General features: G+C 53.1%; 25 protein-coding genes and 2 tRNA genes. 15 read left to right on the forward strand and 12 right to left on the reverse strand.

Annotated elements, in window-relative coordinates:
* Positions 1-100: 100 nt before the first annotated feature.
* The 10 genes from dnaA to OO731_RS00050 all read left to right on the forward strand — a co-directional run bounded on the left by dnaA (position 101) and on the right by OO731_RS00050 (position 11,141).
* On the forward strand, positions 101-1,534 hold the full coding sequence (gene dnaA / locus OO731_RS00005; RefSeq protein ID WP_264890164.1) for a chromosomal replication initiator protein DnaA: 1,434 nt from the start codon (positions 101-103) through the stop codon (positions 1,532-1,534).
* 481 nt (positions 1,535-2,015) lie between these two features.
* Positions 2,016-3,158: a DNA polymerase III subunit beta gene (gene dnaN, locus OO731_RS00010; RefSeq protein ID WP_138274773.1), complete on the forward strand. Its 1,143-nt coding sequence runs from the start codon at positions 2,016-2,018 to the stop codon at positions 3,156-3,158.
* A 51-nt stretch (positions 3,159-3,209) separates the two neighbouring features.
* A complete protein-coding gene (gene recF, locus OO731_RS00015; RefSeq protein ID WP_264890165.1) occupies positions 3,210-4,376 on the forward strand; it encodes a DNA replication/repair protein RecF in 1,167 nt (388 codons plus the stop codon).
* A gap of 31 nt (positions 4,377-4,407) precedes the next feature.
* Positions 4,408-4,854, forward strand: coding sequence for a DciA family protein (locus OO731_RS00020; protein WP_138274775.1), 447 nt, complete (start codon positions 4,408-4,410; stop codon positions 4,852-4,854).
* A gap of 210 nt (positions 4,855-5,064) precedes the next feature.
* Positions 5,065-6,996 carry a DNA topoisomerase (ATP-hydrolyzing) subunit B gene (gene gyrB, locus OO731_RS00025; protein ID WP_138274776.1) on the forward strand — a complete coding sequence of 644 codons (1,932 nt, stop codon included), beginning with the start codon at positions 5,065-5,067 and terminating at the stop codon, positions 6,994-6,996.
* A 38-nt stretch (positions 6,997-7,034) separates the two neighbouring features.
* Positions 7,035-9,581: a DNA gyrase subunit A gene (gyrA, locus tag OO731_RS00030; protein ID WP_264890166.1), complete on the forward strand. Its 2,547-nt coding sequence runs from the start codon at positions 7,035-7,037 to the stop codon at positions 9,579-9,581.
* The gene (locus tag OO731_RS00035) at positions 9,578-10,015 is read left to right on the forward strand and encodes a DUF3566 domain-containing protein (protein WP_138314928.1); all 438 of its coding nucleotides are present in this window, start codon (positions 9,578-9,580) and stop codon (positions 10,013-10,015) included. Before gyrA ends, OO731_RS00035 begins: the two co-directional genes overlap by 4 nt.
* A gap of 61 nt (positions 10,016-10,076) precedes the next feature.
* Positions 10,077-10,153: transfer RNA gene (locus OO731_RS00040), tRNA-Ile, on the forward strand.
* A 67-nt stretch (positions 10,154-10,220) separates the two neighbouring features.
* Positions 10,221-10,296, forward strand: a tRNA-Ala gene (locus OO731_RS00045).
* A gap of 95 nt (positions 10,297-10,391) precedes the next feature.
* Positions 10,392-11,141 (forward strand): SDR family oxidoreductase, encoded by a 750-nt coding sequence (locus OO731_RS00050; RefSeq protein ID WP_264890167.1) that lies wholly within the window; start codon positions 10,392-10,394, stop codon positions 11,139-11,141.
* Positions 11,142-11,147: 6 nt separating this feature from the next.
* Here OO731_RS00050 and OO731_RS00055 read toward each other — a convergent pair whose 3' ends face one another.
* The gene (locus tag OO731_RS00055) at positions 11,148-12,356 is read right to left on the reverse strand and encodes an MFS transporter (protein WP_264890168.1); all 1,209 of its coding nucleotides are present in this window, start codon (positions 12,354-12,356) and stop codon (positions 11,148-11,150) included.
* Between the two features lie 38 nt (positions 12,357-12,394).
* Positions 12,395-13,000, reverse strand: a complete 606-nt coding sequence (locus tag OO731_RS00060; protein WP_138274781.1) for a LysE/ArgO family amino acid transporter — start codon at positions 12,998-13,000, stop codon at positions 12,395-12,397.
* Positions 13,001-13,059: 59 nt separating this feature from the next.
* On the opposite strand from OO731_RS00060, the gene OO731_RS00065 reads away from it, so the two are divergent.
* Complete coding sequence (locus OO731_RS00065) at positions 13,060-13,629, forward strand: DUF305 domain-containing protein (protein WP_264890169.1); 570 nt, start codon at positions 13,060-13,062, stop codon at positions 13,627-13,629.
* Between the two features lie 36 nt (positions 13,630-13,665).
* Positions 13,666-13,923: a hypothetical protein gene (locus tag OO731_RS00070; RefSeq protein WP_264890170.1), complete on the forward strand. Its 258-nt coding sequence runs from the start codon at positions 13,666-13,668 to the stop codon at positions 13,921-13,923.
* Here the strand turns inward: OO731_RS00070 and OO731_RS00075 are convergent.
* A complete protein-coding gene (locus OO731_RS00075) occupies positions 13,892-14,905 on the reverse strand; it encodes a Gfo/Idh/MocA family oxidoreductase (RefSeq protein WP_264890171.1) in 1,014 nt (337 codons plus the stop codon). The two genes, OO731_RS00070 and OO731_RS00075, sit on opposite strands and share 32 nt — an antisense overlap.
* 22 nt (positions 14,906-14,927) lie before the next feature.
* Positions 14,928-15,980: a hypothetical protein gene (locus OO731_RS00080; protein ID WP_264890172.1), complete on the reverse strand. Its 1,053-nt coding sequence runs from the start codon at positions 15,978-15,980 to the stop codon at positions 14,928-14,930.
* A 43-nt stretch (positions 15,981-16,023) separates the two neighbouring features.
* Between OO731_RS00080 and OO731_RS00085 the strand changes: the two genes are divergently transcribed.
* Complete coding sequence (locus tag OO731_RS00085) at positions 16,024-16,554, forward strand: peptidylprolyl isomerase (RefSeq protein ID WP_138274786.1); 531 nt, start codon at positions 16,024-16,026, stop codon at positions 16,552-16,554.
* Positions 16,555-16,560: 6 nt separating this feature from the next.
* On the forward strand, positions 16,561-17,211 hold the full coding sequence (locus tag OO731_RS00090; protein ID WP_264890173.1) for a rhomboid family intramembrane serine protease: 651 nt from the start codon (positions 16,561-16,563) through the stop codon (positions 17,209-17,211).
* Positions 17,212-17,294: 83 nt separating this feature from the next.
* Here OO731_RS00090 and OO731_RS00095 read toward each other — a convergent pair whose 3' ends face one another.
* Positions 17,295-17,546, reverse strand: coding sequence for a cell division protein CrgA (locus OO731_RS00095; protein WP_138274788.1), 252 nt, complete (start codon positions 17,544-17,546; stop codon positions 17,295-17,297).
* 59 nt (positions 17,547-17,605) lie between these two features.
* On the opposite strand from OO731_RS00095, the gene OO731_RS00100 reads away from it, so the two are divergent.
* Positions 17,606-18,259: a gamma-glutamyl-gamma-aminobutyrate hydrolase family protein gene (locus OO731_RS00100; RefSeq protein WP_138274789.1), complete on the forward strand. Its 654-nt coding sequence runs from the start codon at positions 17,606-17,608 to the stop codon at positions 18,257-18,259.
* Between the two features lie 40 nt (positions 18,260-18,299).
* On the opposite strand, the gene OO731_RS00105 is transcribed toward OO731_RS00100, so the two are convergent.
* The 7 genes from OO731_RS00105 to OO731_RS00135 form a co-directional block, all read right to left on the reverse strand.
* A complete protein-coding gene (locus OO731_RS00105) occupies positions 18,300-20,255 on the reverse strand; it encodes a protein kinase (RefSeq protein WP_264890174.1) in 1,956 nt (651 codons plus the stop codon).
* A gap of 62 nt (positions 20,256-20,317) precedes the next feature.
* Positions 20,318-21,697, reverse strand: a complete 1,380-nt coding sequence (locus tag OO731_RS00110; RefSeq protein ID WP_264890175.1) for a serine/threonine-protein kinase — start codon at positions 21,695-21,697, stop codon at positions 20,318-20,320.
* Entirely contained in the window at positions 21,694-23,142 is a 1,449-nt protein-coding gene (locus OO731_RS00115) for a penicillin-binding protein 2 (RefSeq protein WP_264890176.1), read from the reverse strand. The genes OO731_RS00110 and OO731_RS00115 overlap by 4 nt, the downstream gene beginning before the upstream one ends.
* A complete protein-coding gene (locus OO731_RS00120) occupies positions 23,139-24,512 on the reverse strand; it encodes an FtsW/RodA/SpoVE family cell cycle protein (protein WP_264890177.1) in 1,374 nt (457 codons plus the stop codon). Before OO731_RS00120 ends, OO731_RS00115 begins: the two co-directional genes overlap by 4 nt.
* Positions 24,505-25,764 (reverse strand): PP2C family serine/threonine-protein phosphatase, encoded by a 1,260-nt coding sequence (locus OO731_RS00125; RefSeq protein ID WP_264890178.1) that lies wholly within the window; start codon positions 25,762-25,764, stop codon positions 24,505-24,507. Before OO731_RS00125 ends, OO731_RS00120 begins: the two co-directional genes overlap by 8 nt.
* Positions 25,765-25,776: 12 nt before the next feature.
* Positions 25,777-26,280, reverse strand: coding sequence for an FHA domain-containing protein (locus tag OO731_RS00130; RefSeq protein WP_264890179.1), 504 nt, complete (start codon positions 26,278-26,280; stop codon positions 25,777-25,779).
* Positions 26,273-26,989 carry a DUF3662 and FHA domain-containing protein gene (locus OO731_RS00135; RefSeq protein ID WP_264890180.1) on the reverse strand — a complete coding sequence of 239 codons (717 nt, stop codon included), beginning with the start codon at positions 26,987-26,989 and terminating at the stop codon, positions 26,273-26,275. The genes OO731_RS00130 and OO731_RS00135 overlap by 8 nt, the downstream gene beginning before the upstream one ends.
* Positions 26,990-26,995 lie beyond the last annotated feature (6 nt).

Genomic DNA, 26,995 nt, shown 5'->3' on the forward strand with positions numbered 1-26,995 from the left:
TTATCCACACATTATTCACATAGTGGATAACCTTGTGGAAAACTTGGCGTAGGGTAATGATTTACTGGCAATCAGCCGGTTGCAGAAGAAGGCGTTTGAGATGGCAGAAGCAGATCTAGTCACAGGTTTGTGGCACTCGCTGATTACTAAACTCAACAACGATGAACGCCTAACCCCTCAGCTCTTGGGCTTCTTGAGCCTGGTTGAGCCAAAAGGTGTTCTTAGCGAGACTCTTTATCTAGAGGTTCCAAACGAACTAACCCGCGAAATGATCCAGCAGCGCATGCGCCCCTTTATTCAAGAGGCCATGGCAATAAACGCTGAATTCGGCGGCCCAATCAACTTTGCAACCGTGGTGAATCCAGATATCGAGGCAAATTTTGTTCCGGCTCCTCCGGCAGTTACGCCTGAGTCAAACTGGCCGCCACTAAACCCAGCCGGAACTCCGGTAACTTTTCCCGACTCTGTCTCTACCGGCCCGGCGACAACATCTGGCTTCGAAACCCGGCTAAACCCTAAGTACACCTTCGACAACTTTGTTACCGGTGGATCAAATAGATTTGCCCACGCAGCTTCATTTGCAGTGGCCGAAGCACCGGCCAAGGCCTATAACCCGCTATTTATCTACGGTGATTCGGGTCTGGGTAAAACCCACCTGCTGCATGCCATTGGCCACTACGCATTGAACCTTTACCCAAGAATCAAGGTCCGCTACGTATCCAGTGAAGAGTTCACCAACGACTTCATCAACGCCATTCAAAACAACCGCACCGGTATGTTCCAAGCTGAATACCGAGACATCGATGTTCTTCTAATCGACGACATTCAGTTTTTGCAGGGTAAAGATCAGACCCAAGAGGCGTTTTTCCACACTTTCAACACACTGCATGATCACAACAAGCAGGTTGTAATTACCTCGGACCTTCCTCCAAAGCAGCTAACCGGCTTTGAAGACCGCATGGTTTCTAGGTTTGAGTGGGGTCTACTCACTGATATTCAAACTCCGGAGCTCGAAACCCGCATCGCCATCCTTCGTAAGAAGGCTGAGAATGACAAACTTCGCGTTGACGACGACATCATCGAGTACATGGCAGCCCGCGTTTCTTCAAACATCCGCGAGCTCGAAGGTACTTTGATCCGTGTAAACGCCTTTGCGGCCCTAAACCGCCAAAAAGTTGACATGCAGCTGGTTCAGACGGTTCTAAAAGACATTGTTCCAGTGGGTTCAGACCAGGTAATTGCACCGATTGAAATCATCAATGCAGTTGCTGCGTATTACAAGATCACCCCAGATGACCTTTACGGTTCCTCACGCATCGCAGCTATTGCATTGGCACGACAAATTGCCATGTACATCTGCCGCGAGCAAACCAACCTTTCACTGCCAAAGATTGGCCAGCTATTTGGTGGACGTGATCACACCACTGTGATGTATGCCCAGCGCAAAATTACAGAATTCATGAATGAGCGCCGCTACGTCTACAACCAGGTAACCGAGATTATTGCGCGTATTAAGACAGCGTCAAAGGGTTAGTAACTTCAGAAAGTAGTTCCTAAGCCATCAATCACCACTCAAAATCTTGGGTGGTTTTGTCATTTAAGGATCGATTGGGTGATTAATCCACAAAAATGTGGAGAAATTAACATATGAACATGTCTGTGGATAAGTCCGGATAACTAGCAATTAACAGTGCAATACGGACGCTGAAGTTGTGATGACAAAAATTACAACTCACAGGCGGTCAAGTTATCCACAGAATAATCCACAAGTGTATAAACATCTCACACGGTTGTAGTTTCGTGAGAAACATTGAGAAGTTGCCAGTTATCCACATTTTCCACAGGTGTTAATAATGTTGTTTTAAATATTTAAAGATTTAGACAGATTCATAACTCTTGGGGTAAACAGCATTCGGTGTGCAGAGGCTTGAAACCAAAGGTTTTAGGGCATAAATGTGCCAAGATTGAGGACTAGAAACTATTGCGCTTGAACATGCGCAGATTTGGGGTCAACCTTGAAGTTCCAAGTAAACAAAGACGTGCTCAGCGAAGCTGTTTCTTTTGCTGTCCGCCTTTTGCCTCAGCGCACCACTTTGCCAATTCTTGGTGGAATCTTGATCGAAGCGGATGCCAACGCACTTCGTCTATCGGTGTTTGACTACGAAGTATCAGCTCAGGCAGAAATCGTTGCCAAAGTAGAAACCTCAGGCCGAGTTTTGGTCTCAGGCCGTTTGCTTTCTGAAATTGCCAGCAAGCTACCTAACGCTCCGGTTGAATTTGCCACCGATGGTTCAAAAGTTACCGTTTCATGTGGATCAACCAAGTTCTCACTTTTGACCATGCCGGTTGAGGAATACCCAACTCTTCCTGAAATTCCAGCTATTTCGGGCACCATTTCTGGCGAAGCTTTTGCAGACGCCGTTCACCAGGTTGCTGTTGCCGCCTCAAAGGATGACGTAACGCCAGTATTGACCGGTGTTCAGCTAGAAACCGGTGAAAAATCAATTTCATTCGTTGCAACTGACCGTTACCGCGTGGCACTTCGAGAAGCAGCCTGGGTAGCAAGCCCATCGGGCGCCGGATCAGTGGCACTGGTTCCAGCAAGAACTTTGCAAGAAGTTGCTAAGACATTTGGTAACCAGGGTGAAATTTCTATTGCAATTGCAAAGACTGACGATCGCGAAATGATTGCTTTCAAGGCAAACAACCGATCAGTGACTTCATTGCTACTTAAGGGCAACTTTCCGCCGGTGAAGAGCTTGTTCCCAACTGACATCGATAACTTTGCTGTGGTTTCTACCGGTGACCTAGTCGATTCAACCCGTCGAGTAGCTCTAGTTCTTGAGCGCGAGAGCCCACTGCGATACAGCTTCAACGAAGGCGAGCTTTCACTGGAAGCCACCGGAAATGAAACTGCTCAGGCATCTGAAAACATTAACGCCGAGCTAACCGGTAAAGAAATTGTTGTTTCACTCAAACCTCAGTTCTTGATTGATGGCCTAGCCGGTGTTCACGGGGAATTTGTGAAAATTGCTTTCACCAACAACGACAACCCAAACAAACCTGGTCCTGTTCTGATTTCTAGCCACGGATCAAAAGAAAAGACCGACTCTGACAGCTACCGTTACCTGCTTCAGCCAAACCTTCTGGTTCGCTAGGCACTAAAACAAAAGGCTGAATTACAAGAATTAGAAAAGGGCGGGCGTTAGATGTACATAAAGCATCTTTCGCTCGCCCAATTTCGTAATTACAAAAGCGCAGAGCTTTCGCTATCGCAAGGCGTCAACCTGCTGGTTGGACCAAATGGCCAGGGTAAGACCAATCTGGTTGAGGCAATCCGCTATTTATCAACCCTCAGTAGCCACAGGGTCGCGGGCTACCTTCCTCTGATTCAACAAAACCAAAGCCAGGCGGTCATTCGGGCCATGGCAAGTTTTGATGAGCGCGATGTATTGATCGAGTTAGAACTTAACCGCGATTCGGCCAATAAGGCCCGCATAAATAAATCACCCGCCCCGAAAGTGCGCGACATTCTTGGGTTTGTGAATTCGGTCACTTTTGCGCCCGAAGACCTCGACATTGTGAAGCGTGATCCAAGTAATCGCCGGGCTTTCATCGATGAACTTGTAATTCAGGTTTGGCCAAGATTTGCCGGTGTTTATTCAGATTATGAGCGTGTTCTAAAGCAAAGAAACACTTTGCTAAAAACCGCCAGACAAACCGGAACCAAAGGTTCTGCTCTGAGCACACTGGATGCCTGGGATGCATCATTGGTTTCTTACGGCTCTGAAATTATTGCCGCAAGGCTGGACCTGATTGAAAGACTTCGCCCACATCTATTTGAGGCCTACCAATCGATTGCAATTGCAAACAACGAGCCTAGGATTTTGGTCAAATCATCGCTATTGGGTGCAGCAATTGTGCAGTTTGATGAGGACTCTGAGGATTTGGAGTACATCAACACCTCTGATCGTGCAGAAATAACCGAGCTGTACAGCAAAAAGTTGTCATTCGTGCGGCCAAAAGAGCTTGAGCGGGGAATTACATTAGTTGGCCCGCACCGCGATGACTTGGTCTTGATGCTGGGTGACTTACCGGCCAAAGGATATGCCAGCCACGGGGAATCCTGGTCTTACGCCTTGGCGCTGCGATTGGCTTCAATTGCGCTGCTACGAGCCGAAACCAGATCTGGCGACCCAATTTTGATTCTGGATGACGTGTTTGCTGAATTGGACTCTGGTAGGCGTGAGCGATTGGCCGGAATGGTGGCCAACAACGAACAGGTTTTGATCACCGCAGCCGTAGCCGAGGACATTCCAAAGGCCCTCCAGGCCACAGTATTTAATGTAATTTCGGGCACGGTGACCGGTGGATAAAAGAGATTTTGCCCAGGAGTTCTATTGGCGAATGCGTGAAGCGGTTACCGGAAGGCTTAGCCGCGAAGCAAAACGGATTGCCGAAAAAGAAAACGCCAAAAACTCTCGTCCTTTCGAGAAGGGACGCGACATCATTGCCGCCGGAGACTCTATCGAGGGTCTTTTAAAGTCATTCCGCTGGGAAAGCCAGCTTTCAGAGGCTGATTTATTCAATAACTGGGCCACCGTGGTTGGCGAAACCAACGCTGCCAGCTCTCAGCCCGAGGCACTAATCAACGGCGTGCTGACAATTAGGTGCAAGTCAACTGCCTGGGCAACCCAATTGAGACTCATGCAGACTCAACTTCTAGAGCAAATTAGGGCAGCTTTTCCGAAGCTTGAAATTACAAGTTTGAAGTTGTTGGGGCCGGATGCTCCGAGCTGGAAAAAGGGCCCTCGATCGGTGCCCGGAAGAGGCCCGAGAGACACCTACGGATAACCCCCTTTTTTGGGCGCTTTAACCCCAGCCTGATTGGCCCTTAATCCGCGCTACGGCGCGGTTTTTTGCTTCTCGACACAACGCACAAATACAGGGTTTTGTCAGGCCAAAAAGGTAGACTTCTTGGTAGTTAGTTACCCCGAATATCAGTCGGCTACTGAAGCCGCATTTCACCGGGCCTAACCACGCGAATAAGGAGTAAAACCGAATATGTCTGACAGCACTTACGAAGCCGGAAATATCCAGGTCCTCGAGGGCCTAGAAGCAGTGCGCAAGCGCCCCGGCATGTACATCGGTTCTACCGGCCCGCGTGGTTTGCACCACTTGGTTTACGAAATCGTTGACAACTCTGTTGACGAGGCATTGGCTGGGTACTGTGACACCATCAACGTCACTATTACCAAAGACGGCTGGATCCGCGTAAAAGACAACGGTCGCGGTATTCCGGTTTCTACCCACCCAACTGAGGGCATCTCAACCGTTCAGGTTGTTCTGACCATTCTTCACGCCGGCGGTAAGTTCGGCGGTGGCGGTTACGCCGTTTCAGGTGGTCTTCACGGTGTGGGTGCATCGGTGGTAAACGCCCTTTCTACCCAGCTAAGAGTTCAGGTTGCCCGCGAAGGTTTCTTGTGGAACCAGAGCTACAAGATTGGTGTGCCTGATGCCCCGCTTGCCAAGGGTGAGCCAGCTGATTACACCGGAACCCAGATTGAGTTTTTGGCCAGTCCAGAAATTTTCGAAACTGTTGAGTACGACTACGAGACCCTTCGTGCCCGCTTCCAGCAGATGTGTTTCTTGAACAAGGGCCTGCGCATCTCTCTAGAAGACGAGCGCACCGGCCGTACCGACACCTATCACTACGAAAACGGTCTTCGCGACTACGTTGAGTACCTCAACGTTTCAAAGAAGAACGAGATCGTCAACGAAGAAATCATCTCTTTTGAGTCTGAGACCAAAGAGAAGAACATGTCGGTTGAGATTGCCATGCAGTGGACCAACGCTTACAACGAGAGCGTCCACACCTACGCAAACACCATCAACACTCACGAGGGTGGAACCCACGAAGAGGGCTTCCGCGCCGCACTTACATCGCTGCTAAATAAATACGCCCGCGAGAAGAACCTGCTCAAAGAAAAAGACGAGAACCTCTCTGGTGACGACTGCCGCGAAGGCCTAACCTGCGTGATCTCGGTAAAGCTTTCTGAGCCTCAGTTTGAGGGCCAGACCAAGACCAAGCTGGGCAACACCGAGGCCAAGGCCTTTGTGCAGCGCGTGGTCAACGAAGAGCTGGGCGACTGGCTTGGCCGCAACCCAAACGTTGCCAAAGACATTATTCGTAAGGCAATTCAGGCTGCTACTGCCCGCCACGCTGCTCGCAAGGCACGCGAGGCTACCCGCCGCAAGGGATTGCTAGAGTCTGGCGGTATGCCGGGCAAGCTTCGCGACTGCTCAAGCCGCAAGCCAGAACTTTCAGAAATCTACCTGGTTGAGGGTGACTCTGCGGGTGGTTCAGCCGTTCGTGGCCGCAACCCAGAGACCCAGGCAATCTTGCCTCTGCGCGGTAAGGTCTTGAACGTCGAGAAGGCCCGTCTAGACCGTGCCCTCGGAAATGCCGAGGTTCAGGCAATCATCACAGCTTTCGGTACCGGCATCGGTGAAGAATTTGATGTCACTAAGGCCCGCTACCACAAGTGCATTTTGATGGCCGACGCCGATGTTGACGGTCTGCACATCCGCACCCTGATTCTTACCCTGCTTTTCCGCTACATGCGCCCACTCATTGAGCACGGATACGTTTACTTGGCCCAGCCACCGCTATTCAAGATCAAGTGGTCAAACTCAGAGCACCAGTACGTTTACTCAGACGCCCAGCGTGACAAGGCCTTGGCCGACGGCGCCGCAGCTGGCAAGCGTATTCCTAAAGAAAACGCCATCCAGCGTTACAAGGGTTTGGGTGAGATGGACTACGACGAACTTTGGGACACCACCATGGACCCAGACAAGCGCACCTTGCTTCAGGTAACTCTCGAAGATGCAGCCCTGGCTGATGAGGTCTTCTCAACCCTGATGGGTGAAGACGTAGATGCTCGCCGCTCATTCATTCAGCAGAACGCAAAGGATGTCCGCTTCCTAGACATCTAGGCCGCCGACACCGACGAAAGATTTAGAGAAGAGAAATCATGGCTGACGAAACCACCAATGCAAGTGGACTAATCGACAATATTGAGCAGGTCGACCTTCAGGTCGAAATGCAGCGCAGCTACCTCGACTACGCGATGAGCGTTATCGTGGGCCGCGCCCTTCCAGACGTTCGCGATGGCCTAAAGCCAGTTCACCGCCGCGTTATCTATGCAATGTTTGATGGTGGTTACCGGCCAGACAAGCAGTTCTCAAAGTGCTCGCGCGTTGTTGGAGACGTTATGGGTCAGTACCACCCACACGGTGACAGCGCGATTTACGACACCATGGTCCGACTTACTCAGGACTGGAACCTTCGCTACCCGCTGATTTCAGGCCAGGGAAACTTTGGTTCACCAGGTAACGACCCTGCCGCTGCACCTCGATACACCGAGTGCCGCATGGCTCCGCTGGCCATGGAGATGGTTCGCGACATCGACGAAGAAACCGTTGATTTCCAGGACAACTACGATGGTCGCACCCAGGAACCAACCGTTCTACCGAGCCGCATCCCTAACCTACTGGTCAACGGATCCATTGGTATTGCGGTTGGTATGGCCACCAACATTCCACCTCACAACCTTCGTGAAGTAGCCGATGGTGCCCAGTGGTACCTAAAGAACCCAGAGGCAACCCGAGAAGAACTGCTTGAGGCTTTGATCGAGCGCATCAAGGGCCCAGACTTCCCAACCGGCGCACACATTCTTGGCCGCAAGGGAATCGAAGAGGCGTACCGCACCGGTCGTGGCTCGGTCACCATGCGCGCAATCATCAATGTTGAAGAGCTGCACGGCCGCACCTGTTTGGTTGTAACCGAGCTGCCTTACCAGGTAAACCCTGACAACTTGGCAGAAAAGATTGCCGGTTTGGTTAAGGAAGGCCGACTCCAAGGCATCGCCGACATCCGTGACGAAACCTCTGGCCGCACCGGTCAGCGCTTGGTAATTGTGCTCAAGAAAGATGCAGTTGCCCGCGTTGTTTTGAACAACCTTTACAAGTTGACTCCACTTCAAGAGAACTTCAGCGCAAACATGTTGGCTCTGGTCGATGGTGTTCCGCGCACTTTGAGCCTTGACGGCTTTATCAGCAACTGGGTTGAGCACCAGGTCGAGGTTATTGTTCGCCGCACCCAGTTCCGCCTGCGTAAGGCAGAAGAGCGCGCCCACATTTTGCGCGGTTACCTAAAGGCTCTCGACGCACTCGACGCCGTAATTGCTTTGATTCGCAAGAGCGCCAACGTTGAAGAAGCACGCGATGGCTTGATGGCATTGTTGAGCATCGATGAACTGCAGGCACGTGCAATTCTGAACATGCAGTTGCGCCAGCTTGCAGCCCTTGAGCGCCAGAAAATCATTGATGAAGCAGCCGAGCTTGAGGCTCAGATCATTGACTTCAAGGCAATCATCGCCGACCCAGTTCGCCAGCGCACCATCATCAGTGAAGAACTTGATGAAGTTGTGGCAAAGCACGGCGATGACCGCCGAAGCGCAATCATTGCTGGTTTTGACGGCGATGTTTCAGTCGAAGACCTGATTCCTGAAGAGGAAATGGTTATCTCTCTCACCCGCGGTGGCTACATCAAGCGCACCAAGAGTGACAACTACCGCCAGCAACACCGCGGCGGTAAGGGCGTAAAGGGAGCCAACCTTCGTGCTGATGACGTTGTTGAGCACTTCTTTGTGACCACAACCCACCACTGGTTGTTGTTCTTCACAAACAAGGGCCGCGTTTACCGCACCAAGGCCTATGAGGTTCTTGAAGGTGGCCGCGACACCAAGGGCCAGCACGTAGCTAACCTGCTTGCCCTGCAGCCTGATGAACAGATTGCCCAGGTTCTTGACCTTAAGGACTACCAGCAGGCGCCATACCTAGTGCTTGCTACCCGTGATGGTTTGGTTAAGAAGACCTCACTAGACGCCTATGACACTGCAAGAACCGGTGGAATTATCGCGATCAAACTTCGCGAAGGCGACGAACTGGTCTCAGCGATGTTGGCATCCGAGGCTGACGACCTACTGCTCGTTTCACACAAGGGTATGTCGATCCGATTCTCAGCCAGCGATGAAATGCTGCGACCAATGGGCCGCGACACTTCAGGAAACATCGGTATGAACTTCCGCGAAGGTGACCACCTGCTTTCTGCCAGTGTGATCAATGATGCTGACGAAGCCTTTGTATTTGTGGTTACTGAAGGCGGATACGCCAAGCGCACCGAGGTTTCTCAGTACCGCCCGCAAAACCGCGGTGGTTTGGGTATCAAGGTAGCCAAGCTTGAAGAAAAGCGCGGAGACCTAGTTGGCGCAATCATCGTTGCCGAAGATGACGAAGTTCTTGTAGTTCTAGCCAGTGGCAAGGTGGTTCGTTCAGCTGTGAACGAGGTTCCAGCCAAGGGCCGTGACACCATGGGTGTTGTCTTTGCTCGATTCGAAGAGGATGACGTAATTCTCGGACTAGCGAAAAACACCGAACGCAATCTAGAGTCGAATGAGATTGCCGGCGATGACGAAGTTGAAGCCGCCGAAGTAGCCACTGAAGGAGCAGCTGAATGAAAGAACGCCTAAAGGCCGCAGCCAAGAGCGCCGCATCGCGCGCAACCGGTCCGGCGCCAAAGCAGGTAAAGCTAAAGCTGGTTCAAATTGGCTTCTGGTCGGCTGTCAAGGCAGGCCTGCTAGTCACCATTGCCACCGGCATTGCCATGATTGTTGGTTTTTTCTTGATCTGGCTTGTGGTCAGCAGCACCGGATTGTTCGGTAGCTTGAGCACGTTAATCAACGGAATCATCGGTGGCGGAAGCGGCACAACTGAGGCGGGCGTAAACGTTGCCGAGCAGTTGAGCTTGCCACGCGTGATGTCATTTGCCATTACCACCGCACTGTTCAACATTGTTATCGGTACCCTGCTAACCGGTATTTCAGCCGCGATTTACAACGTGATTGCACGTTTGACCGGCGGAATCTCAGTGGGTTTCACCAACGACCAGTAACTAAGTTCTTCTCTGACTTTGCACTCATAAATAAATTCGTGTAAAGTCATAGAGGTTCTACGGGCCTATAGCTCAGGTGGTTAGAGCGCTTCACTGATAATGAAGAGGTCGGAGGTTCAAGTCCTCCTAGGCCCACCAGGAAGCTTCTTCACCAAAAGAAGGTTCTGAACCGCAGAATCAAAAAGCAACAAAAGCAACAAGACCCGGGGATTTAGCTCAGTTGGTAGAGCACCTGCTTTGCAAGCAGGGGGTCAGGGGTTCGACCCCCCTAATCTCCACCAAAAATAAAATGCCTCCCTTCTAGGGGGGCATTTTTGTATCTATGGCACCTCAAAGTCTGAATCGCCGTGGGGTTTGCTCTCACTAAACTTGAAGCATGACTAACTCATTCGCTGGTAAGCACGCTTTTGTATCTGGTTCATCACGAGGCATTGGCGCACAAGTTGCCCAGATGCTGGCTGCGCAGGGCGCAACCGTCGCCATCAACTACCGCGACAAGGTGGTTCGCGCCGAGAAGATTGCAAACCAGATCATCGAAGCCGGCGGCAAAGCCATCGTTGTTGGTGCAGATCTAACCGATTACTCAAGCATTGACGCTTTGGCAGCAACCCTAAAGGCTGAATTTGGTGGCCTAGACCTTTTGGTTCTCAACGCTTCTGGCGGTATGGAGACCGGCAAGGGAGAGGACTACGCCATGAAGCTCAACCGCGATGCACAGGTAAACCTAGTGAAGACCGCTTTGCCACTGATGAACGCCGGCTCACGCATTGTGTTTGTCACCAGCCACCAGGCGCACTTCATCCGCGAGACTCCAACCATGCCTGAGTACGTACCAGTGGCGCTAAGCAAGCGTGCCGGTGAGGATGCTCTTCGCGACATGATTCCAGAGTTGACCGAAAAGGGCATCGAGTTTGTTGTGGTTTCGGGAGACATGATTGAGGGAACCGTGACGGCTACCCTGCTTGACCGCCTAAACCCAGGCGCCATCGATGCTCGTAAAGAAGCCGTGGGCAAGCTTTACAACGTTGAAGAATTTGCTGAAGAGATCGTCAAGGCTGCCTCAGCACCGGTACCAGCAGACAACACCGTCTTGGTTGGCGACACCGGTTACTTCACCAATAAGTAATTGGCGTTAGTGGCCTGAGCCTGCGCCCTTGGTGTTGCCGGCTCCCGCCGCAAAGATAAACGTGACCACTAGGGCTGCGACCAGAACAAAGAACATGTTGGTTACACCCCAGGCCTGACCTAAGAAGCCCAGCAGTGGCGGGCCAACCAAGAAAGCCAAGTATCCAGAGCTGGCTACGAAAGCAACCTTGCGAGCAGGGTCTTCGCCTTCGCCAGCTGCGGACAGGTAAAGCGGGAATCCGAGGGCCACACCACAGCCCCAGAGCAAAGCACCGAGCCAGGCCAGGTATAGGTTGCCACCAAAAATAATCAGCAAAAGGCCGATGATTCCGCCGAATGCCAACACCTGCAGAGTGCGGGCCTTGCCAAATCGGTCGGCGATGTTGCCGCCAAAGAACCGGGTAACCGTCATAGCGCCAAGCAAAACCGCATAGGCAATTCCTGCATTGGCATCGCTCTCTTGGTAGTCATCTACCAACGCAATCGTTAGCCAGTCGTTTGAGGCGCCTTCGGCCAAGGTGATTCCCAAGATGCCGATTGCCAGGAATATGATTCTGCGGTCTTTCCAAATTGCAGCACGTGGTTCGCGAACCTTGGAGCCCTTAGCTTGTTTGCGTTCTTCAATGCCGTTTCCGGCCGGCAAGAATCGGGCCGTGGTCAAAGGCACGGCCATGGTGATGGCGCTCAAAATTACAATCTGCCAGAACAAATCAAAGTTGATTTGGGTTGCGAAAATACCGATACCGGCCCCGGCCAACGAACCGATAGAAAACCCAGCATGCATTTTTGGCAGGGCGGTTTTGCCAGTGGCTGCCTCGATTGCCGCACCGTCAACGTTGATGCCAACATCGGCAACGCCCACACCAAGACCAGCGACCAGTGCAAATACTGCGTAACCAACCGCGCTTCCGTTAGCAATAAACGAAACCTGACCAACAAAACCGGCGGTAACGATGGAAACTCCGGTAATTACAGCAACTTTGGTACCGAATCTGGCGATAAATCGGCCGGCAAGCGTGACTGATGTGATTGAACCGATTGAGCCGAAGAACAAAATCAATCCGAGCTCTGATGTGGTGACATCAACCAGTTCACGGACCAGCGGCAAACGCACCATCAATGATGAAAAGGTCAGCCCAAAGATCGTGAAATAGATCAGCACGGTGATGTGCCAGGCCTTGGTGGCGCGTGGCGAAAGATCAGCAGCAAAAGTCATGCGTAAAGCCTATACCTCTCAATTGATTGGTTTAAGGTCTAACTCAGGTCGGTGAAGGCCAACGAGACTGCGATTGCCAACATGACTACACCGATAAAAACATCGAGGACCCGCCAGAACACCGGCTTGGACATGAGCTTTGAGGCAGCGCGCGCGCCGAACCCGATGGTTGAGAACCAAACTACGCTAGCCACGGCGGCACCGATACCGAACAGCCAACGAGCCTCGCCAAACTGAGCCCCGATGCTGCCCAAGAACAAAACCGTGTCTAGATAAACGTGCGGGTTTAGAAATGTGAATCCGAGCACCGCACCGGCAACAGCGGCCGCAGATTTCGGCGCCTCTTGAGAAGGCAGAAGGACCTCAGATTTGGTGGCCTGCCGGAAGGATTTGAACGCGAACCAGGCAAGGTAGGCCACGCCAACCCACTTGATGATGACCAGCAAGACCGGCAGGCTGCGAATAACCGCGCCAAAGCCGCCGATGCCCACTGCAATCAAGGCAGCGTCAGAGATGGCGCAAATCAAAACCACCATCAATACGTGGTTGCGGGCCAAACCCTGGCGCAGAACGTAGGCGTTTTGGGCTCCAATCGCCATGATCAGCGATAGGCCAGTAAGAAATCCGGTAACCAAAACGTCCATCAGTGCAGTCTAGCTTTGACTCCCAGTCAGCTTTCAGTAATTTGTGATGCAATTGCCAGATGAGACTTTCACGCCGTTTAGTTGTTGCAATTTCAATCGCCTCGATTGCCGTTACCGCATTGGCCGGTTGCACCGTAAACATCAACGCCCCTCAGGGCTCATCGCAGTCTGAAACCGCAGACTTCAGCGGCATGGACATCATGTTTGCCCAGATGATGATTCCTCACCACCAGCAGGCCGTTGACATGTCTACACTGGCCGAAACCAACACTGAAAACCAGTTAATTCTTGACTTGGCCGCGCAGATCAAGGGCGCACAGGCGCCTGAGATTGAACAGATGACGGCTTGGCTAAACGGTGTCGGGGCATCTATCGACATGGGTCACGATATGGGCCACGACATGGGCGGCATGCTCACCGATGAGCAGATGGAGCAATTGGCGGCTGCTAAGGGCGCTGATTTTGATCGACTTTACCTCGAGGGCATGATCGAGCATCACCAAGGTGCGATTCAAATGGCCAGCATGATCAAGGACTCCGCAAATGCCGAGGCTCGTGCCCTGGCTGAAGCAATCATTAGCTCGCAGACCGCAGAGATTGAATACATGCAGGAGCTTCTCGCCAACTAATGGCTTTGGGCCAGGCAGATAGGCAATAATCAGGTTATGCAGCCAGACCCATACATGTCGCTCTTCACAGTGATTAGTTTCACCATGCTCGGTTTTGGATCGGTCATTCTCAGTTTGGTCTCGAGAATGGGAACCGGAAGTCAGCTTTGGTCAATCATCATGGGAGCATCGACCCTGGCCGCCGGCACATACATTTGGCTAGCGATTGATCAACTTGGCGTATTTCCGGCGTTACTTGGCTTTGTTGCCCTAATGATTGCGGTTACACAACCTCGGCGCCGATCAGGCGAATAACCTCTTCACAGACTTTTAGGTTGGCAATTGAGTCTTTGTGTGATTCGAACGGCGACTCTAGAAGCCCCTGATCTACAAAGCTAGCCAATGCGGTGGCTTGGTAGGCCAGCCCTTCGTGGCCAATTGGGTTCGGGTCCTTCCAAACCTCAGTTTCAGCATAAAAATCAACCCCAGCAAGAGCCACCGATGATGGAATGCAGAATTCCGGCCCCACGGTTAGCTTGGCTTTGGTTCCGGCAACCTGCCCAACCGCCGGAATTGATGCGCGAGCAGACAGCAGGATGTAAGCGCGGGCGCCATTGGCGTAACCGAGCTGAACTGAGACCTCTTCTTCGATTCGGTCAGCGTTTAGTTTGCCCTGCGCGGTGATTGAGGTTGGGTTGCCCAGAAAACTCTGTGCAAAACTGACCGGATAAATACCCATGTCAAAAAATGGGTCGCCGTGACCCTTTTTCCAGAGTCGTGGCACCTCTAGGTTTGCCTGACACATACTTACGTTTACCATTTCGATGTCGCCCAAAACCTCATCGGCCAGCAGTTGTCGAATGATGTCGTACTGAGGCAAGTATCGCGTCCACATTGCCTCCATAGCCAAAACACCGGCAGCCTTTGCGGCGGCAAAGATTTCGGCAGCCTCGGCAGCATCGAGGGTAATTGGCTTTTCAATCAAAACGTGCTTGCCCGCGGCAATGGCCTGCAGTGCGTGGTCTCGGTGCTGGGTCGGCAGCGTCGGAATGTAAATAACATCGATGTCTTCGCGGGCCAGAAGGTCCTCGTAATTATCGTGTGACTCAATGCCGAACCGTTCGGCAAAAGCCTCGGCCTTGCCCGGTGTGCGAGAGGCCACGGCAACAATTTGCTGCTTGGTGTGCTTCTGTACGCCCGATACAAAAGCCTCGGCAATTCCGGCAGCACCCATCACGCCCCAACGCATCGGGGTAACAGAGGATGGGTCAATGATGTTTGGCTGTGGCAAATTCATGGTTAGAGTTTATGCCCATTTGTTAGGACAAAGATCGCGCAATGATTTCGCGGGCCAGCTCATAATCAAGCCGGCGGCGGCGGCGCCCGTTTTTCATGTTTCCCTTGAATGGCGCCAACACCAAATCGTGTGATTCAACTCGAATCGAGTTGAGCAGTTGATTGGCTCGAATTACAAAACCCGGCAGCTCAGCATCAGTCAGAGTCGGCAGCTCTAGGTAGGTCATCAGGCGTGAACTGACCTTGACCCGACTGCGCGGGTAATCAAAGTCTTCGGCCAGCAGAAACTCAATCGGGGTATTTCCATCGGCGCCGTCAACCGCCCGCAGACCGATTCGCCCATCAGGAATGTTGAAGTGCGCCGGTTTTCCGCGGCGTCCACCCTTACCGCGGCATTCCATAATTCTGGCCAGTGAGCCAATCAGTCGTTCGTTGATAAACACCGATCCTGCCCCGGAAACACTTGCCGGCCCAAAACAAGCCACCAGCGCAGGGGCATCGGTGTCATCAAACAACTGCCCCTCAATCACTGAAATCACTGCCAGCCGATCTTTAGGAAAGGTCGAGAGCAAGAAGGTTTCAGGCAAAATCGCCACGACATAGTCTGCCGAGGCCAGGCAGCGGTCCAAAGCCAGCTTCCAGAGGTTGTCGTAACCCTGCTTGAAATAGCTGGCAACTATGGAATTGACCCCCTTGCGCTTGGCCGAATGATTGGCCAAATAAGGGGGATTGGTCACGATTACCGAACCCTGCGGATTGGGCACCTTTTTCAGCGAATCGTTTACTGGCCACTGTCCGCCGGCGATGTCGTATCCGCTGGTTTCCACCCCGTAGGTCTCAGCTAGCACTTCAAGTAGGTGGCCATCTCCGGCAAAAGGGTCCAACACCGATGCCGTCTTGCCGACTGAGGTTTGCTCCAGAAAGGCGAATGACAAGAATTCTTTGACCGGCTGATTTAGCCAGCGGTCATCGGTGGTAAAAAAGGTGCCGCGAGAGACTTTTTCGGCATCAATTTGCACAACTCGACCAAGTTGAACGGAAACCAGCATCTCTCCAACTGGTCGCCTTTTTGCCATCTCACTAGTCTGCCAGAGAGTGCTGCCGTGAGAGAATAAAGGAATGACTGCACACACTTCTGTAGCGACCATTCACACAAACCATGGCGCAATTAAAATCAACCTTTTCGGAAACCACGCACCTAAGACTGTCGAGAACTTCGAGGGTCTAGCAACCGGTTCTATCGAGTGGCGCGACCCTCGCACCGGCGCGGTTCAGACCAACAAGCCGCTATACAACGGCGTGATCTTCCACCGCATCATCTCTCAGTTCATGCTTCAGGGTGGAGACCCAACCGGCACCGGTATGGGTGGCCCTGGCTACCAGTTCGGCGACGAAATCAACGCTGAATTGAACTTCAACGAGCCTTATAAGTTGGCCATGGCTAACGCTGGACCAGGCACCAACGGTTCACAGTTCTTCATCACCACCGCTCCGACCACCTGGTTGTTCGGCAAGCACACCGTATTCGGTGAGGTTGCAGACGAGGTTTCGAAGAAGGTTGTTGACAAGATTGAGGGCGTTGAGACCGACGGTCGCGACAAGCCACTGGTTGACGTAATCATCGAATCAATCACCATCGAGAAGATCTAATTTTTCTTGAAAAACATCTTTAAGCGTTCACCAGCCCGAGTAACCCTCGGGCTGGTTTCGCTTAACCTTGCCATCTGGCTGCTTCAGATTTTTCCGGGTTCAAACCTCACTAGCCAGCTGGCTTTTGTGCCACTTTCGGTTTACACCGAGCCTTGGCGCATGATTACGGCCGGATTTGCACACAGTGAATCCAACCCGCTGCACGTGTTGCTAAACATGTACTCGCTTTACATCTTTGGTTCAATTCTTGAGCCGATGCTCGGACGACTCAGATTCCTAGCCGTCTGGCTGATTTCCGTTTTCGGCTCTTCGGTAGCAGTTATGTACCTGAACACCCCAGATACCTGGGTAATCGGTGCCTCTGGCGGAGTCTTTGGCCTGATGGCAGCCTATTTTGTGGTTCTGCGCGCGGTCGGCGAAAGATCTCAGAGCCTGCTTGGACTCATTGCCATCAACTTAGTATTTGGCTTCATCATGCCTGGCGTCAGTTGGCAGGCTCACCTTGGCGGACTATTTGCCGGTGGCGCGATGACCGCCGTTTATGCCAATACTCGCAACCGCAACCAACGCAGCACCCAGCTCATCGGGGCTATCGGTGTGGTTTTGGTGTTTGTGGGCCTAACTTTTTACCGCATGCAAACCATGCTCATGGGCTAAACGCCCGCACCCTCTAAGTCAAAGAAAAATCCCCCAACCGGCCTCAGCCAATCGGGGGATTTTCTAATTTTTGAATACTTGGATTACTTCCAGCGGGTAGACATCATGAAGCCAACCATCGCGATTCCGAAACCAATCAGAATGTTCCAGTTCTCTAGGTTCCACGGGGTTCCTGCACCTAGCGGGAACTGGGCGCTGGTCACGTAGTAGGTGATGATCCAGATGAGGCCAAGCAGCATGAAACCAAACATGACCGGCTTGAACCAAGCTGGGTTTGGCTGATCTTCAGTGTTGGTGGCCTGTACCTTAGGCGCCTTGATTTTCTTTTCAGACATGAGGCAATTCTAGCGGGACACCGGCATTGGTTGCAGTTCCAAAGTAGGCTTAAGTCAACATGGTCAAGATTTTGGTACTCGACAACTACGACAGCTTTGTTTACACGCTGAACGGTTATCTGCAGCAGCTTGGTGCAGAGACTGAGGTTTTGCGCAACGACATCGTTCCGGAGTCAGAGTTGCCTGCCCTGCTTGCCAAGTATGACGCCGTTCTGCTCAGCCCAGGCCCAGGCACTCCTGCCGAGGCCGGCCTCAGCATTCCGGTAGTCAAGCTGGCTTTGCAGACCGGCCAGCCGGTTTTTGGCGTTTGCCTAGGTCACCAGTCCATCGCCGAGGCAATGGGTGCAACGGTAACCAGCGCCGAAGAACTGATGCACGGCAAAACCTCTCAGGTTGCCCACGATAATTCTTTGATTTACCAGGATGTTCCTAACACCTTCACCGCAACCAGATACCACTCGTTGGCGGTTGTAGATTCAACTGTTCCGGATGACTTGATTGTGACCAGCCGCACCGAAAAGGGTGAGAACTCAAAGGGTGGCGTGATTATGGGTCTGCAGCACAAGACACTGCCAATTTACGGAGTTCAATTTCACCCAGAGTCAGTCATGACCCAGGGTGGCTACCAAATGTTGGGCAACTGGCTTGAGTCAATCGGCCTGAAGGGCGCTGCCGAGCGCGCTAAGTCGCTCAGCCCAATGGTTACGTTCTAACCAAAAATCATTTAGCCAATTAACTGGCTAGTTCAATTGCCTATTGGGCGGCCAAACACTCCACATAGAGGGTGATCGGTGTGCCCTGCGGAGCCACACCTGCCGGAATCGACTGCCCAATCACAGTGGTGCCCTTGGTGCCGGTGCACGGCTCCATGGTTCCGATGGTTGATGGCAGACCAACATCCGGGGCAGACATAGCCGAGCGGGCCTCAGCGATGCCTAGGCCGGTTACATCAGGAACCATAACCTTGCCATCAGAGACGATGAGGTTCACGATGGTGCCCTCAGGTACCTGACTGTTCAGCGCTGGGTCGGACTCAATAACAATGCCTGCCGGAACGGTTGCGCTGTGGGCCTGGGTAATCGAACCTAATTCGAGCTTTACCGCCGCCAGTGCAGCTGCGGCCTCGGCCTCGGTCATGGTCGAAAGGGCCGGAACCTTGACGGTGTTTTTGCCGCTTGAGACGTAAACCGTGATGACGGTGTTAGCCGGAACGTTGGTACCCGCAGGTGGATCGGTGCGGATAATCGTGTCAACCGGAACGGTGTCGCTGGTTTCAGACATCTTGGTGACAATCAAACCCTGATCGGTGAGGGTTGAGTAGCCGACGTCGTAGGTCAAATTGCTAACATCGGCAACCTTGGTGCCAACATCGGTAGGAATTGGAACTGGTGTTGAACTGATTGAGAACAGCCAAATCAGCAAGCCAATCAAAACCACACCGACACCAGAGCTGATGCCCCAAAGCATTCCGTTTGAAGGGCGCTTAACTTCGGCAAATAGCGGCGCCGGAGTCGAACCGGTGTTGGCCGGAATCGTGACTCCGAGGGTGTCGAACGGGTTGGTCGACGGGCCAGATGCTGATGCCATTGCAGACATTGGCGCAGGTGCCGGAGCAGCTGCGCGTTCAGGCTCAGGAGCGGTCGGCATGACGACTGTTTTGTCTGAGGCAAACTCGCCCAGCAACGCCTCAAAATCGTCGTCGGCGTATGAGTTTTCTAGCACCGATGCTTCGGCAACATCGGGCACCTCGGCAGCAATTGCCTCTGGCTCAGGTGCAACCTCAGGCTCGACAACCGGCTCTTCAGCAATCGGTGTTTCTGGGGCAGCGATTACCGGAGCAGCGATGGTTGCCGGCGAACCGTTGGCTGCGGCCAGCAGGTTCTCGCGGAATTCCTCGGCACTTTGAAAGCGCTCTTCGCGGTCTTTGGCCAGGGCACGCAGCACAACCTGATCTAGCTCTGGGCTAACGCTTGGCTCAAACTGCGATGGAGGAATTACTGCCTCTGAAACATGCTGATAGGCAACCGAAACAGCGGTCTCACCCTTGAATGGTGGGCGGCCACAGAGCATTTCGTAAAGCAAAACACCGGTTGAGTAAAGGTCTGTTCTGGCATCTACGGTCTCACCCTTGGCTTGCTCTGGTGAGAAGTACTGAGCAGTGCCCACGATGCCGCTGGTGTGCGCCATGGTTGCCGATGAGTCAGAGACTGCACGGGCAATGCCGAAGTCCATGACCTTAACCTGGCCGGCCTCGTTGAGCATGATGTTTGCCGACTTGATGTCACGGTGAACCACACCGGCACGGTGCGAGAACTCGAGAGCGGTAAGTACGCCAGAGGCAATGTCTAGGGTTTCTTGAAGAGTTAGACGGCGTTCGTGCAGAAGATCGCGAAGAAGCTGGCCCTTTACGTACTCCATGATGATGAACGGAAACTTGTGTGGGTTGCCGTTGATGTCGGTGGTTTCTTCTTCGCCGGCATCGTAAACACGAACGATGGTTGGGTGCGCCATGCGAGCCGAAGCCTGAGCCTCTTGGCGGAAGCGTGCCTCGAAAGATGGGTCGTTGGCCAAATCAGACTTGAGCAACTTGATTGCAACGGTGCGGCCTAGTCGGGTATCAACACCCTCATAGACATCTGCCATGCCACCGCGACCAATGAGGTGTCCTACCTCGTATCGGCCTGCGATAACCCGCTGGTGCTCAGTCAATTCGTGCTCCACTCGTTGATAAAAAACATTTTCAGTCTAGTGATTTGTGCTGCTATTTCGGGCTATTCGACCGGTGCACTTGGCGACTCAGTTGGTGCCGGCGTGCTGGTCGAAGGGCTTGGGCTCGGGCTAGGTGTGCCGGCCACGTAATAGGTAATTTCGATAGCCGAGCCTACCTTTAGCGTTCCGAGCGGAGTGCCCGCATATACGGTCATCACGCGCGGGTCATCCTCGGCAACAACCTCACCGGCCACGGCGTTCACAACCAGACCCATCAGGCCCAGTGATGCAGCAACATCGGTGACTTTTTTACCTTGGATGTCGGACAGCAGAACCACAACTTCTTGGTTAGCCGAAGAGGTTGGGGTTGGGGTAGCAGTGCCCGAATTGCTTGGGTTATCGGTTGGCGTTGGGCTTGGGGTGATGCCCGGCTGCAGTGACGTAACCACAATTGCCACAACCACAGAAATCGCAGTCAGGGCCAATACCCCGATGAGCGCAAACCACGGCCAAACCACCGGCGGCTTTTGGTTAGGTGCAGTTGTAGTCGGCAGTTCAAGCACGGCAGTGCTGTCATTGATGACTGGCTGGTTGATCAGTTGCGTAGCTGCCGAATTTCTTGGGGCGTTCGACATCATCGACTCAGCGCGTTTGGCCAATGCCAAAGCAGACTCTGGCCTCTGGTTTGCCTTTTTAGCCAAGCAGGACATAACCAAATTAGCTACCCGAGGGTCAATCTCTTCAGGCAACGGTGGCGGAGTCTGGTTGATCTGCGCCATGGCAATCTGCATCTGCGAGTCACCGGTGAACGGGCGTTTTCCGGCTAGTGCTTCATAGGCCACGATTCCCAGTGAGTAGATGTCAGTAGACGGGGTAGCCGGTTTTCCGGTTGCCTGCTCGGGCGCAAGGTACTGAACGGTTCCCATCACCTGGCCGGTGGCGGTTAGACCAACCTGGTCGGCTACGCGAGCAATACCAAAGTCGGTAATTTTTACTTCACCGTCGGGGGTAATCAGCAGGTTTCCTGGCTTTACATCGCGGTGCACCAAACCAGCCTCATGCGCTTCAAATAGTGCACGGCCAGTCTGCGAGATGATGTCGAGCACCTGTTCGGCAGGCAGGGTCTTTTGCGTTTCAAGAATCTTGGCCAGCGAGTCACCCGGAACAAGTTCCATGACCAGGTAGGCAGAGCCGGAGTCTTCTCCGTAGTCATAAACATCCGCGATACCCGGGTGGTTAACCATGGCTGCATGGCGGGCTTCGGTGCGGAAGCGCTCCAAGAACCCTGGGTCGCCCATGAACTCTTGCTTCAAAATCTTGATTGCCACGTCACGAAGAATTACCTCATCGTGCTCCTTCCAAACCTCACCCATTCCGCCGATTGCGATTCGACTGATGAGTTTGTATCGGCCACCGTAAAGCTGACCTGCTTCTGGAATCATTTCTTCAACACCGCCTGCATCACTTTTTTAGCCACCGGTGCAGCCAAAGAGTTTCCTCTTCCTGACTGACCGAGCCCCCCGCCGTCAGCGATTACAACGGCAACAGCAACCTGTGGGTTGTTGGCCGGTGCAAACCCTGTGAACCAAAGTGTGTATGGCTGGTCCGTACCATTTTGGGCGGTACCGGTTTTACCCGCTACCTCGACTCCGCTAATTCTGGCGTTCCCCGAAACACCATTAGAAACGGCGCCAACCATCATCTCGGTCATCGATTTTGCCGTCGTGGCAGACATCGGTTGCGAGAAGACGCTTGGGCTTGGTTGGTGCAAAACCGAAAGGTTTGCGGTCAATACGTTTTCAATCAGGTTCGGCTGCATCAGCACGCCCTTATTGGCGATCGCAGCACTAACCATGGCCATCTGCAGCGGTGTTACGCGAACATCAAACTGGCCGAAAGCTGAAAGTCCGGTTTGGGCATCGTCCATACCGCTCGGATAAACGCTGGCCACCGAGGTCATCGGAAACTCGATGTTTTTACTGAAGCCAAATAGGCCAGCCTGCGAGCTGATCCGGTTTTGCTTGAGCGCAATTCCCAGCTGGGCAAAAGGCACGTTGCACGAAAGTCGCAGGGCATCGGCAATGCTTACGGTAGCCGCACCACCACATTTACCCTCGCCTGAGTTCATCACAACGGTGCTGGTACCCGGCAGCGTGTACTTGCTTGGGTTCGGAAAAGTGCTGTCGGCGGTGTATTCGCCGCTCTCTAGAGCTGCGGCGGCAACCACCAATTTGAAGACTGACCCAGGTGCGTAGAGCTCACTGTAGGCACGGTTCAGCAGCGGCCCGTCTTCATCCTCGATCAAAGCCTTGTAGTTGGCGTTTGAGGTAGCACCATCGTGAACGGCCAACTCATTGGCATCAAATGCTGGCTTTGAGACCATAGCCAAAATGTTGCCGGTGGTTGGGTTTATGGCAACGACCGCACCCTTTTTGTTGCCCAAGGCATCCCAAGCGGCCTTTTGAACATCTGGGTCAATCGTCAACTCAACAGAAGCACCGGCAACCGGGTTGCCCGAAAGAAGCGCATTAATCTGTTCAAAGAACTGCGATGAATTTTGCCCGGTTAGGTAACTGTTAGTTGCTGACTCTAGACCGGTGGCACCTTGGTACAGGCTGAAGAAACCGGTGACCGAAGAGTACATTTCATCGGAGTAGACGCGGTTGTAGCGGTACACATCATCAACCGGGATGGATTCGGCAATGGGCTTGCCGTCAACCAAAATCGAGCCACGTTGGGTTTTGTAGCTGTCGTAAATTGAGCGGACATTTCGCTGGTCGGTGGCCAGGTCATCGGCTGAAATTACCTGAATTCCGGTGCTCGAAATGAAGAGGCTCAGGAACATCACAAAGATGACCAGGCTCACACGCTTAAGTTCGCGCCTCATGCGTTCACCGACTTATTTCCGCTGTCCACGGTGTCAGAAATTCTCAGCAGCAAGCCAATGATGATCCAGTTTGCCAGCAGCGATGAACCACCGGCGGCTAGCAGTGGAGTGGTCAATCCAGTTAGCGGCACCACTCGGGTAACGCCACCAATAACGATGAAGCACTGGAGTGCGATTACAAACGCCAATCCGGTGGCCAGCAGTTTGGAGAAATCATCCGGGTGGTTGAAGCCGATGCGAATGCCACGTGAAACAAGCAGTAGGTAGAGCGCAAACACGGCAAACAAGCCGATAAGGCCAATCTCTTCGCCGAGTGCGGCAATGATGAAGTCGCTCTCAGCCAGTGGGACTAGCTGAGGGAGTCCGCCGCCGAGTCCGGTGCCGAGTAGTCCGCCGTGGGCTAGGCCAAAGATGCCTTGCGCAAGCTGGTAACTACCACCGGCGGCATCGTAGTTAGAAGCCAAGAACGGGTTGAGCCAAGAGTCAACGCGGCCCGAAACGTATTCCATCATTCGGCCCGCAACCAATGCACCGGTTAGGAACATGGTGATGCCGGCGATTACGTAGATGGCCCGACCGGTTGCCGTGTAGACCAGCACGATGAAAATACCGAAGTACAGCAGTGAGGTTCCGAGGTCTCGCTGCAGGATGAGCACCAAAAGGCTGGCACCCCAAATTACAAGAATTGGACCAAGTTCGCGGGCGCGAGGAATGCGCACACCGAGGACTTTTCGACCAACGATGGCAAGCGACTCACGACGTGTAACCAGGTATCCGGCAAAGAAAACCGTCAGGGCAATCTTGGCCAACTCACCCGGCTGAAAGGTTAGGTCGCCGATGGCAATCCACAACTGGGCTCCGTTGATGTTGCGGCCCAGGCCAGGAATCATCGGTGAAATCAGCAAACCAACGCCAACGATCATCGAGACGTAAACGTAGCGACGCAAGAACAAATGGCTCGGCACAAAAATGATTACCGCCGCCGCAAATGCCATGGCAACTACTGTCCAAACAACCTGCTTTTCGGCAAAGAGCTCGGTGCCACCCTTGGCTATGGTCGCGAGGTCCAGTCGATAAATCATCGATAGTCCGAGGCCATTGAGAACCACCGCGATTGGCAAGATCATCGGGTCTGCCTCGCTGGCGCGGCGGCGCAAAATGATGTGAATTACCAGAGCAAAGAACGCTGGTGGCAGCAGGTACAAGAAGATCTCGGGGGTCAGCACCTTGAGCAGTGACAGTTGAATTTGCGACAACTCGAATGCGTTTAGGCCCACTGCAAAGGCAAGCAAAAATGCCTCGATGTTGCGATTACGAGGAACAACACGCACGATTTTTGGCAGCGCTTCAGCCGCGTTCAATTTACTCACTCGGCACCACAGCATCTTGCAGTTGGCGCACCAAACGCATGGCCTCCTGCAGGTTGTCGGCACTGATCGACTGCTCTAGTCGCTGCTGGTAGTAGATGCTCAAGTCTGTGGCATCGATGTTGGTCTCTTGGTAAACCTCAGAGAAAGTCAGTGGCCCAAGTGCCTCTTTGATGCCTTTGAAGACTGTGACGTGCCCGTTTGAAACACCGATGTAGAAGCGGGTCTGCGTGTATTCGTAAGCCTTAACCACCAGGAATGCCATGGCAGCCACCAGTGCCACCACGGTCAGAAGCTGGCGAATCTTGCGCCAACGAATTCGGCGGTGAGTTTCGCGCAGAATCTTCTCGAGGTATTCGTCCGATTCAGGCACATAGTCGGCTGGGTCTTCAGGTCGGCGCAACAGCTCGGTGATGTTTAGCGGCTTGAGGATTCGCAGAATTCGGCGACCCTTGCGCTCGTCAATCACAACCTCATTCGAGCTAGAGCCAACGAAAACAGCGCTCGGAACAAAATCGGTTTTGGTCTGTGAATCAACGATGTCTACAACGACAACGGTCACGTTGTCTGGAGCACCAAACTCAAGGGCCTCGCCCACCAAAAGGTCAGCTGCTTCTTCAGAGCCAATCTTGGAGAGCAAAATTCCGTTCATGATGTCTTCGGGTACCGGACCCGAGAGGCCATCGGAGCAAAGTAACCAGCGGTCACCCGGCTTGGTCTCGAGGGTTTCAGAATCTACATCTGGGAACTCTTCAACATCGCCGAGAACACGCATCAGTACCGATCGGCGCGGGTGAACCAAAGCCTCTTCAGGTGTGATGCGGCCGGTGTCTACCAATCGCTGAACAAAAGTGTGGTCGGTAGTTACCTGGGTGACTTTGCCGTCACGCGCTAGATAGATTCTTGAGTCACCGATGTGCCCGATGGTCACCTTGTTGCCGGTAATCAGCATGCCGCTGAAGGTTGTACCCATTCCGGCAAGCTCTGGGTGGGCTTGCGCAGTCTCGCCAAGTACACCGTTGGCTTCCCAAATCACATCGATGAGCGCTTTGGTTGCTTCCTCTGGCGAGGCATAGACGGTATCGATTTTTGCGATTCGCTGTGCACACAGGGCTGAGGCAATGTCTCCGCCGGCGTGGCCGCCCATGCCGTCGGCTACGAAAAATAGGTTGTAGCCGGCATAGCCAGAGTCTTGATTGCTCGAGCGCACCCGACCAATGTCAGATGACGCAAAACTCAGTGGCTTGATCGACATTATTTATTTGACCTACGCCCGCAGCTCAAAAACAGTCTTGCCAACTCGAACCGGGGTGTTCAACTTGACCACCGCAGGGGTGCCGACTCGGCCGCCGTCTAGGTAGGTTCCGTTGGTTGAATTTAGGTCCTGAATCAGCCAGTCGTTGTTGATCAGCACCAACTTTGCGTGGTTGGTGGATGCGTATTCGTCGTCGACCACAAGGTCAGAACTTTCGGCGCGACCGATGGTTAGTTCTCGGCGGTCAAGGTTAATCACCTGACCGGTGCGGTCGCCATCGATAATCACCAACTTGGTGGCATTGCTGCCGGATGACTCGGTTACCAGCGATTTGCCGGTTGGAGCAGCGGGTGCGACCGGAGAAGAAATCACCTGAGGAGCGTTTGCTTCGGCAACGCGGCTAACCACTTTTTGACCAAAGAGGTCAGCGCGAATTACAGAAATGATGCTGAAGACAAAAATCCAGAGAACCGCTAAAAATCCGGCTCTAACAATAAAGAGAGCTAACTCACTCACTTGGCACCTGACTCTCGGTCACAGTTTTAGCGATGATTCGAAACACGTAGTCATTGCGACCGGCTGAAATTACGGTGTCGGCGTTGATGCCGACCTCGGTAATTGGGCGGCCACCAATCCGGGTTCCGTTGGTGCTGTTGAGGTCTTTGACAGCCGCGTTTTTGCCGTTCCAAACAATGGCAAAGTGCTTACGGCTCAAACCGGTGTCATCAATTTGAATGTCGGCCGAGGCATCGCGGCCAATCGAGGTTTCACCCTCGCGCAGCAAAAAGCGCTTGCCGGCAACATCCAAGGTTGGCATCCATTCGACCTGGTGCTTTTGAGTGTTCGAGCGGACCAGTACCTGACCCAGGTTCAAGCTGCCATCTTCGATCAGACGAATACCGAGGGTTGCTCCAAATTGAAAACCCTGTTTGTTGGCGTGCTTGGTTGCGGCCTCGGTTAGCTCTTCGATCAAAGATTCACCGAGGGTAGCCATGCGCTTGAAGTCGGGGGTTGAGAGGCTAACCGTGAAGGTGTTTGGCGCCAGAATGCGGTCGCGGCTGAGAATGCTGGCCTTGGCATCCATCTCGGCACGGATGTGCCCTGAGATCTCCACAGGCTGGAGCTCAGACTTAAAGGTCTTGGTGAACGCGCCATTGACGACCCGTTCCAAACCCTTTTCAAAGTTCTCTAAAAAGCCCACGTCATCCTTATCGTCGTTGAACAAGTTTAC

Origin of the sequence: Rhodoluna sp. KAS3 (genome assembly GCF_026000575.1) — a bacterium.
Classification (GTDB): Bacteria; Actinomycetota; Actinomycetes; order Actinomycetales; family Microbacteriaceae; genus Rhodoluna.

What these genes read in the sequence shown, in the direction of transcription:
- OO731_RS00115 (WP_264890176.1), bottom strand. Translation starts at nt 23,142, where the DNA reads ATGAGGCGCGAACTTAAGCGTGTGAGCCTGGTCATCTTTGTGATGTTC.
- OO731_RS00110 (WP_264890175.1), bottom strand. Translation starts at nt 21,697, where the DNA reads ATGATTCCAGAAGCAGGTCAGCTTTACGGTGGCCGATACAAACTCATC.
- OO731_RS00100 (WP_138274789.1), top strand. Translation starts at nt 17,606, where the DNA reads ATGGTCAAGATTTTGGTACTCGACAACTACGACAGCTTTGTTTACACG.
- OO731_RS00035 (WP_138314928.1), top strand. Translation starts at nt 9,578, where the DNA reads ATGAAAGAACGCCTAAAGGCCGCAGCCAAGAGCGCCGCATCGCGCGCA.
- OO731_RS00020 (WP_138274775.1), top strand. Translation starts at nt 4,408, where the DNA reads ATGCGTGAAGCGGTTACCGGAAGGCTTAGCCGCGAAGCAAAACGGATT.
- OO731_RS00065 (WP_264890169.1), top strand. Translation starts at nt 13,060, where the DNA reads ATGAGACTTTCACGCCGTTTAGTTGTTGCAATTTCAATCGCCTCGATT.
- gyrB (WP_138274776.1), top strand. Translation starts at nt 5,065, where the DNA reads ATGTCTGACAGCACTTACGAAGCCGGAAATATCCAGGTCCTCGAGGGC.
- OO731_RS00080 (WP_264890172.1), bottom strand. Translation starts at nt 15,980, where the DNA reads ATGGCAAAAAGGCGACCAGTTGGAGAGATGCTGGTTTCCGTTCAACTT.
- OO731_RS00095 (WP_138274788.1), bottom strand. Translation starts at nt 17,546, where the DNA reads ATGTCTGAAAAGAAAATCAAGGCGCCTAAGGTACAGGCCACCAACACT.
- gyrA (WP_264890166.1), top strand. Translation starts at nt 7,035, where the DNA reads ATGGCTGACGAAACCACCAATGCAAGTGGACTAATCGACAATATTGAG.
- OO731_RS00125 (WP_264890178.1), bottom strand. Translation starts at nt 25,764, where the DNA reads ATGTCGATCAAGCCACTGAGTTTTGCGTCATCTGACATTGGTCGGGTG.
- OO731_RS00055 (WP_264890168.1), bottom strand. Translation starts at nt 12,356, where the DNA reads ATGACTTTTGCTGCTGATCTTTCGCCACGCGCCACCAAGGCCTGGCAC.
- OO731_RS00070 (WP_264890170.1), top strand. Translation starts at nt 13,666, where the DNA reads ATGCAGCCAGACCCATACATGTCGCTCTTCACAGTGATTAGTTTCACC.
- OO731_RS00060 (WP_138274781.1), bottom strand. Translation starts at nt 13,000, where the DNA reads ATGGACGTTTTGGTTACCGGATTTCTTACTGGCCTATCGCTGATCATG.
- OO731_RS00085 (WP_138274786.1), top strand. Translation starts at nt 16,024, where the DNA reads ATGACTGCACACACTTCTGTAGCGACCATTCACACAAACCATGGCGCA.
- OO731_RS00050 (WP_264890167.1), top strand. Translation starts at nt 10,392, where the DNA reads ATGACTAACTCATTCGCTGGTAAGCACGCTTTTGTATCTGGTTCATCA.
- OO731_RS00075 (WP_264890171.1), bottom strand. Translation starts at nt 14,905, where the DNA reads ATGAATTTGCCACAGCCAAACATCATTGACCCATCCTCTGTTACCCCG.
- recF (WP_264890165.1), top strand. Translation starts at nt 3,210, where the DNA reads ATGTACATAAAGCATCTTTCGCTCGCCCAATTTCGTAATTACAAAAGC.
- dnaA (WP_264890164.1), top strand. Translation starts at nt 101, where the DNA reads ATGGCAGAAGCAGATCTAGTCACAGGTTTGTGGCACTCGCTGATTACT.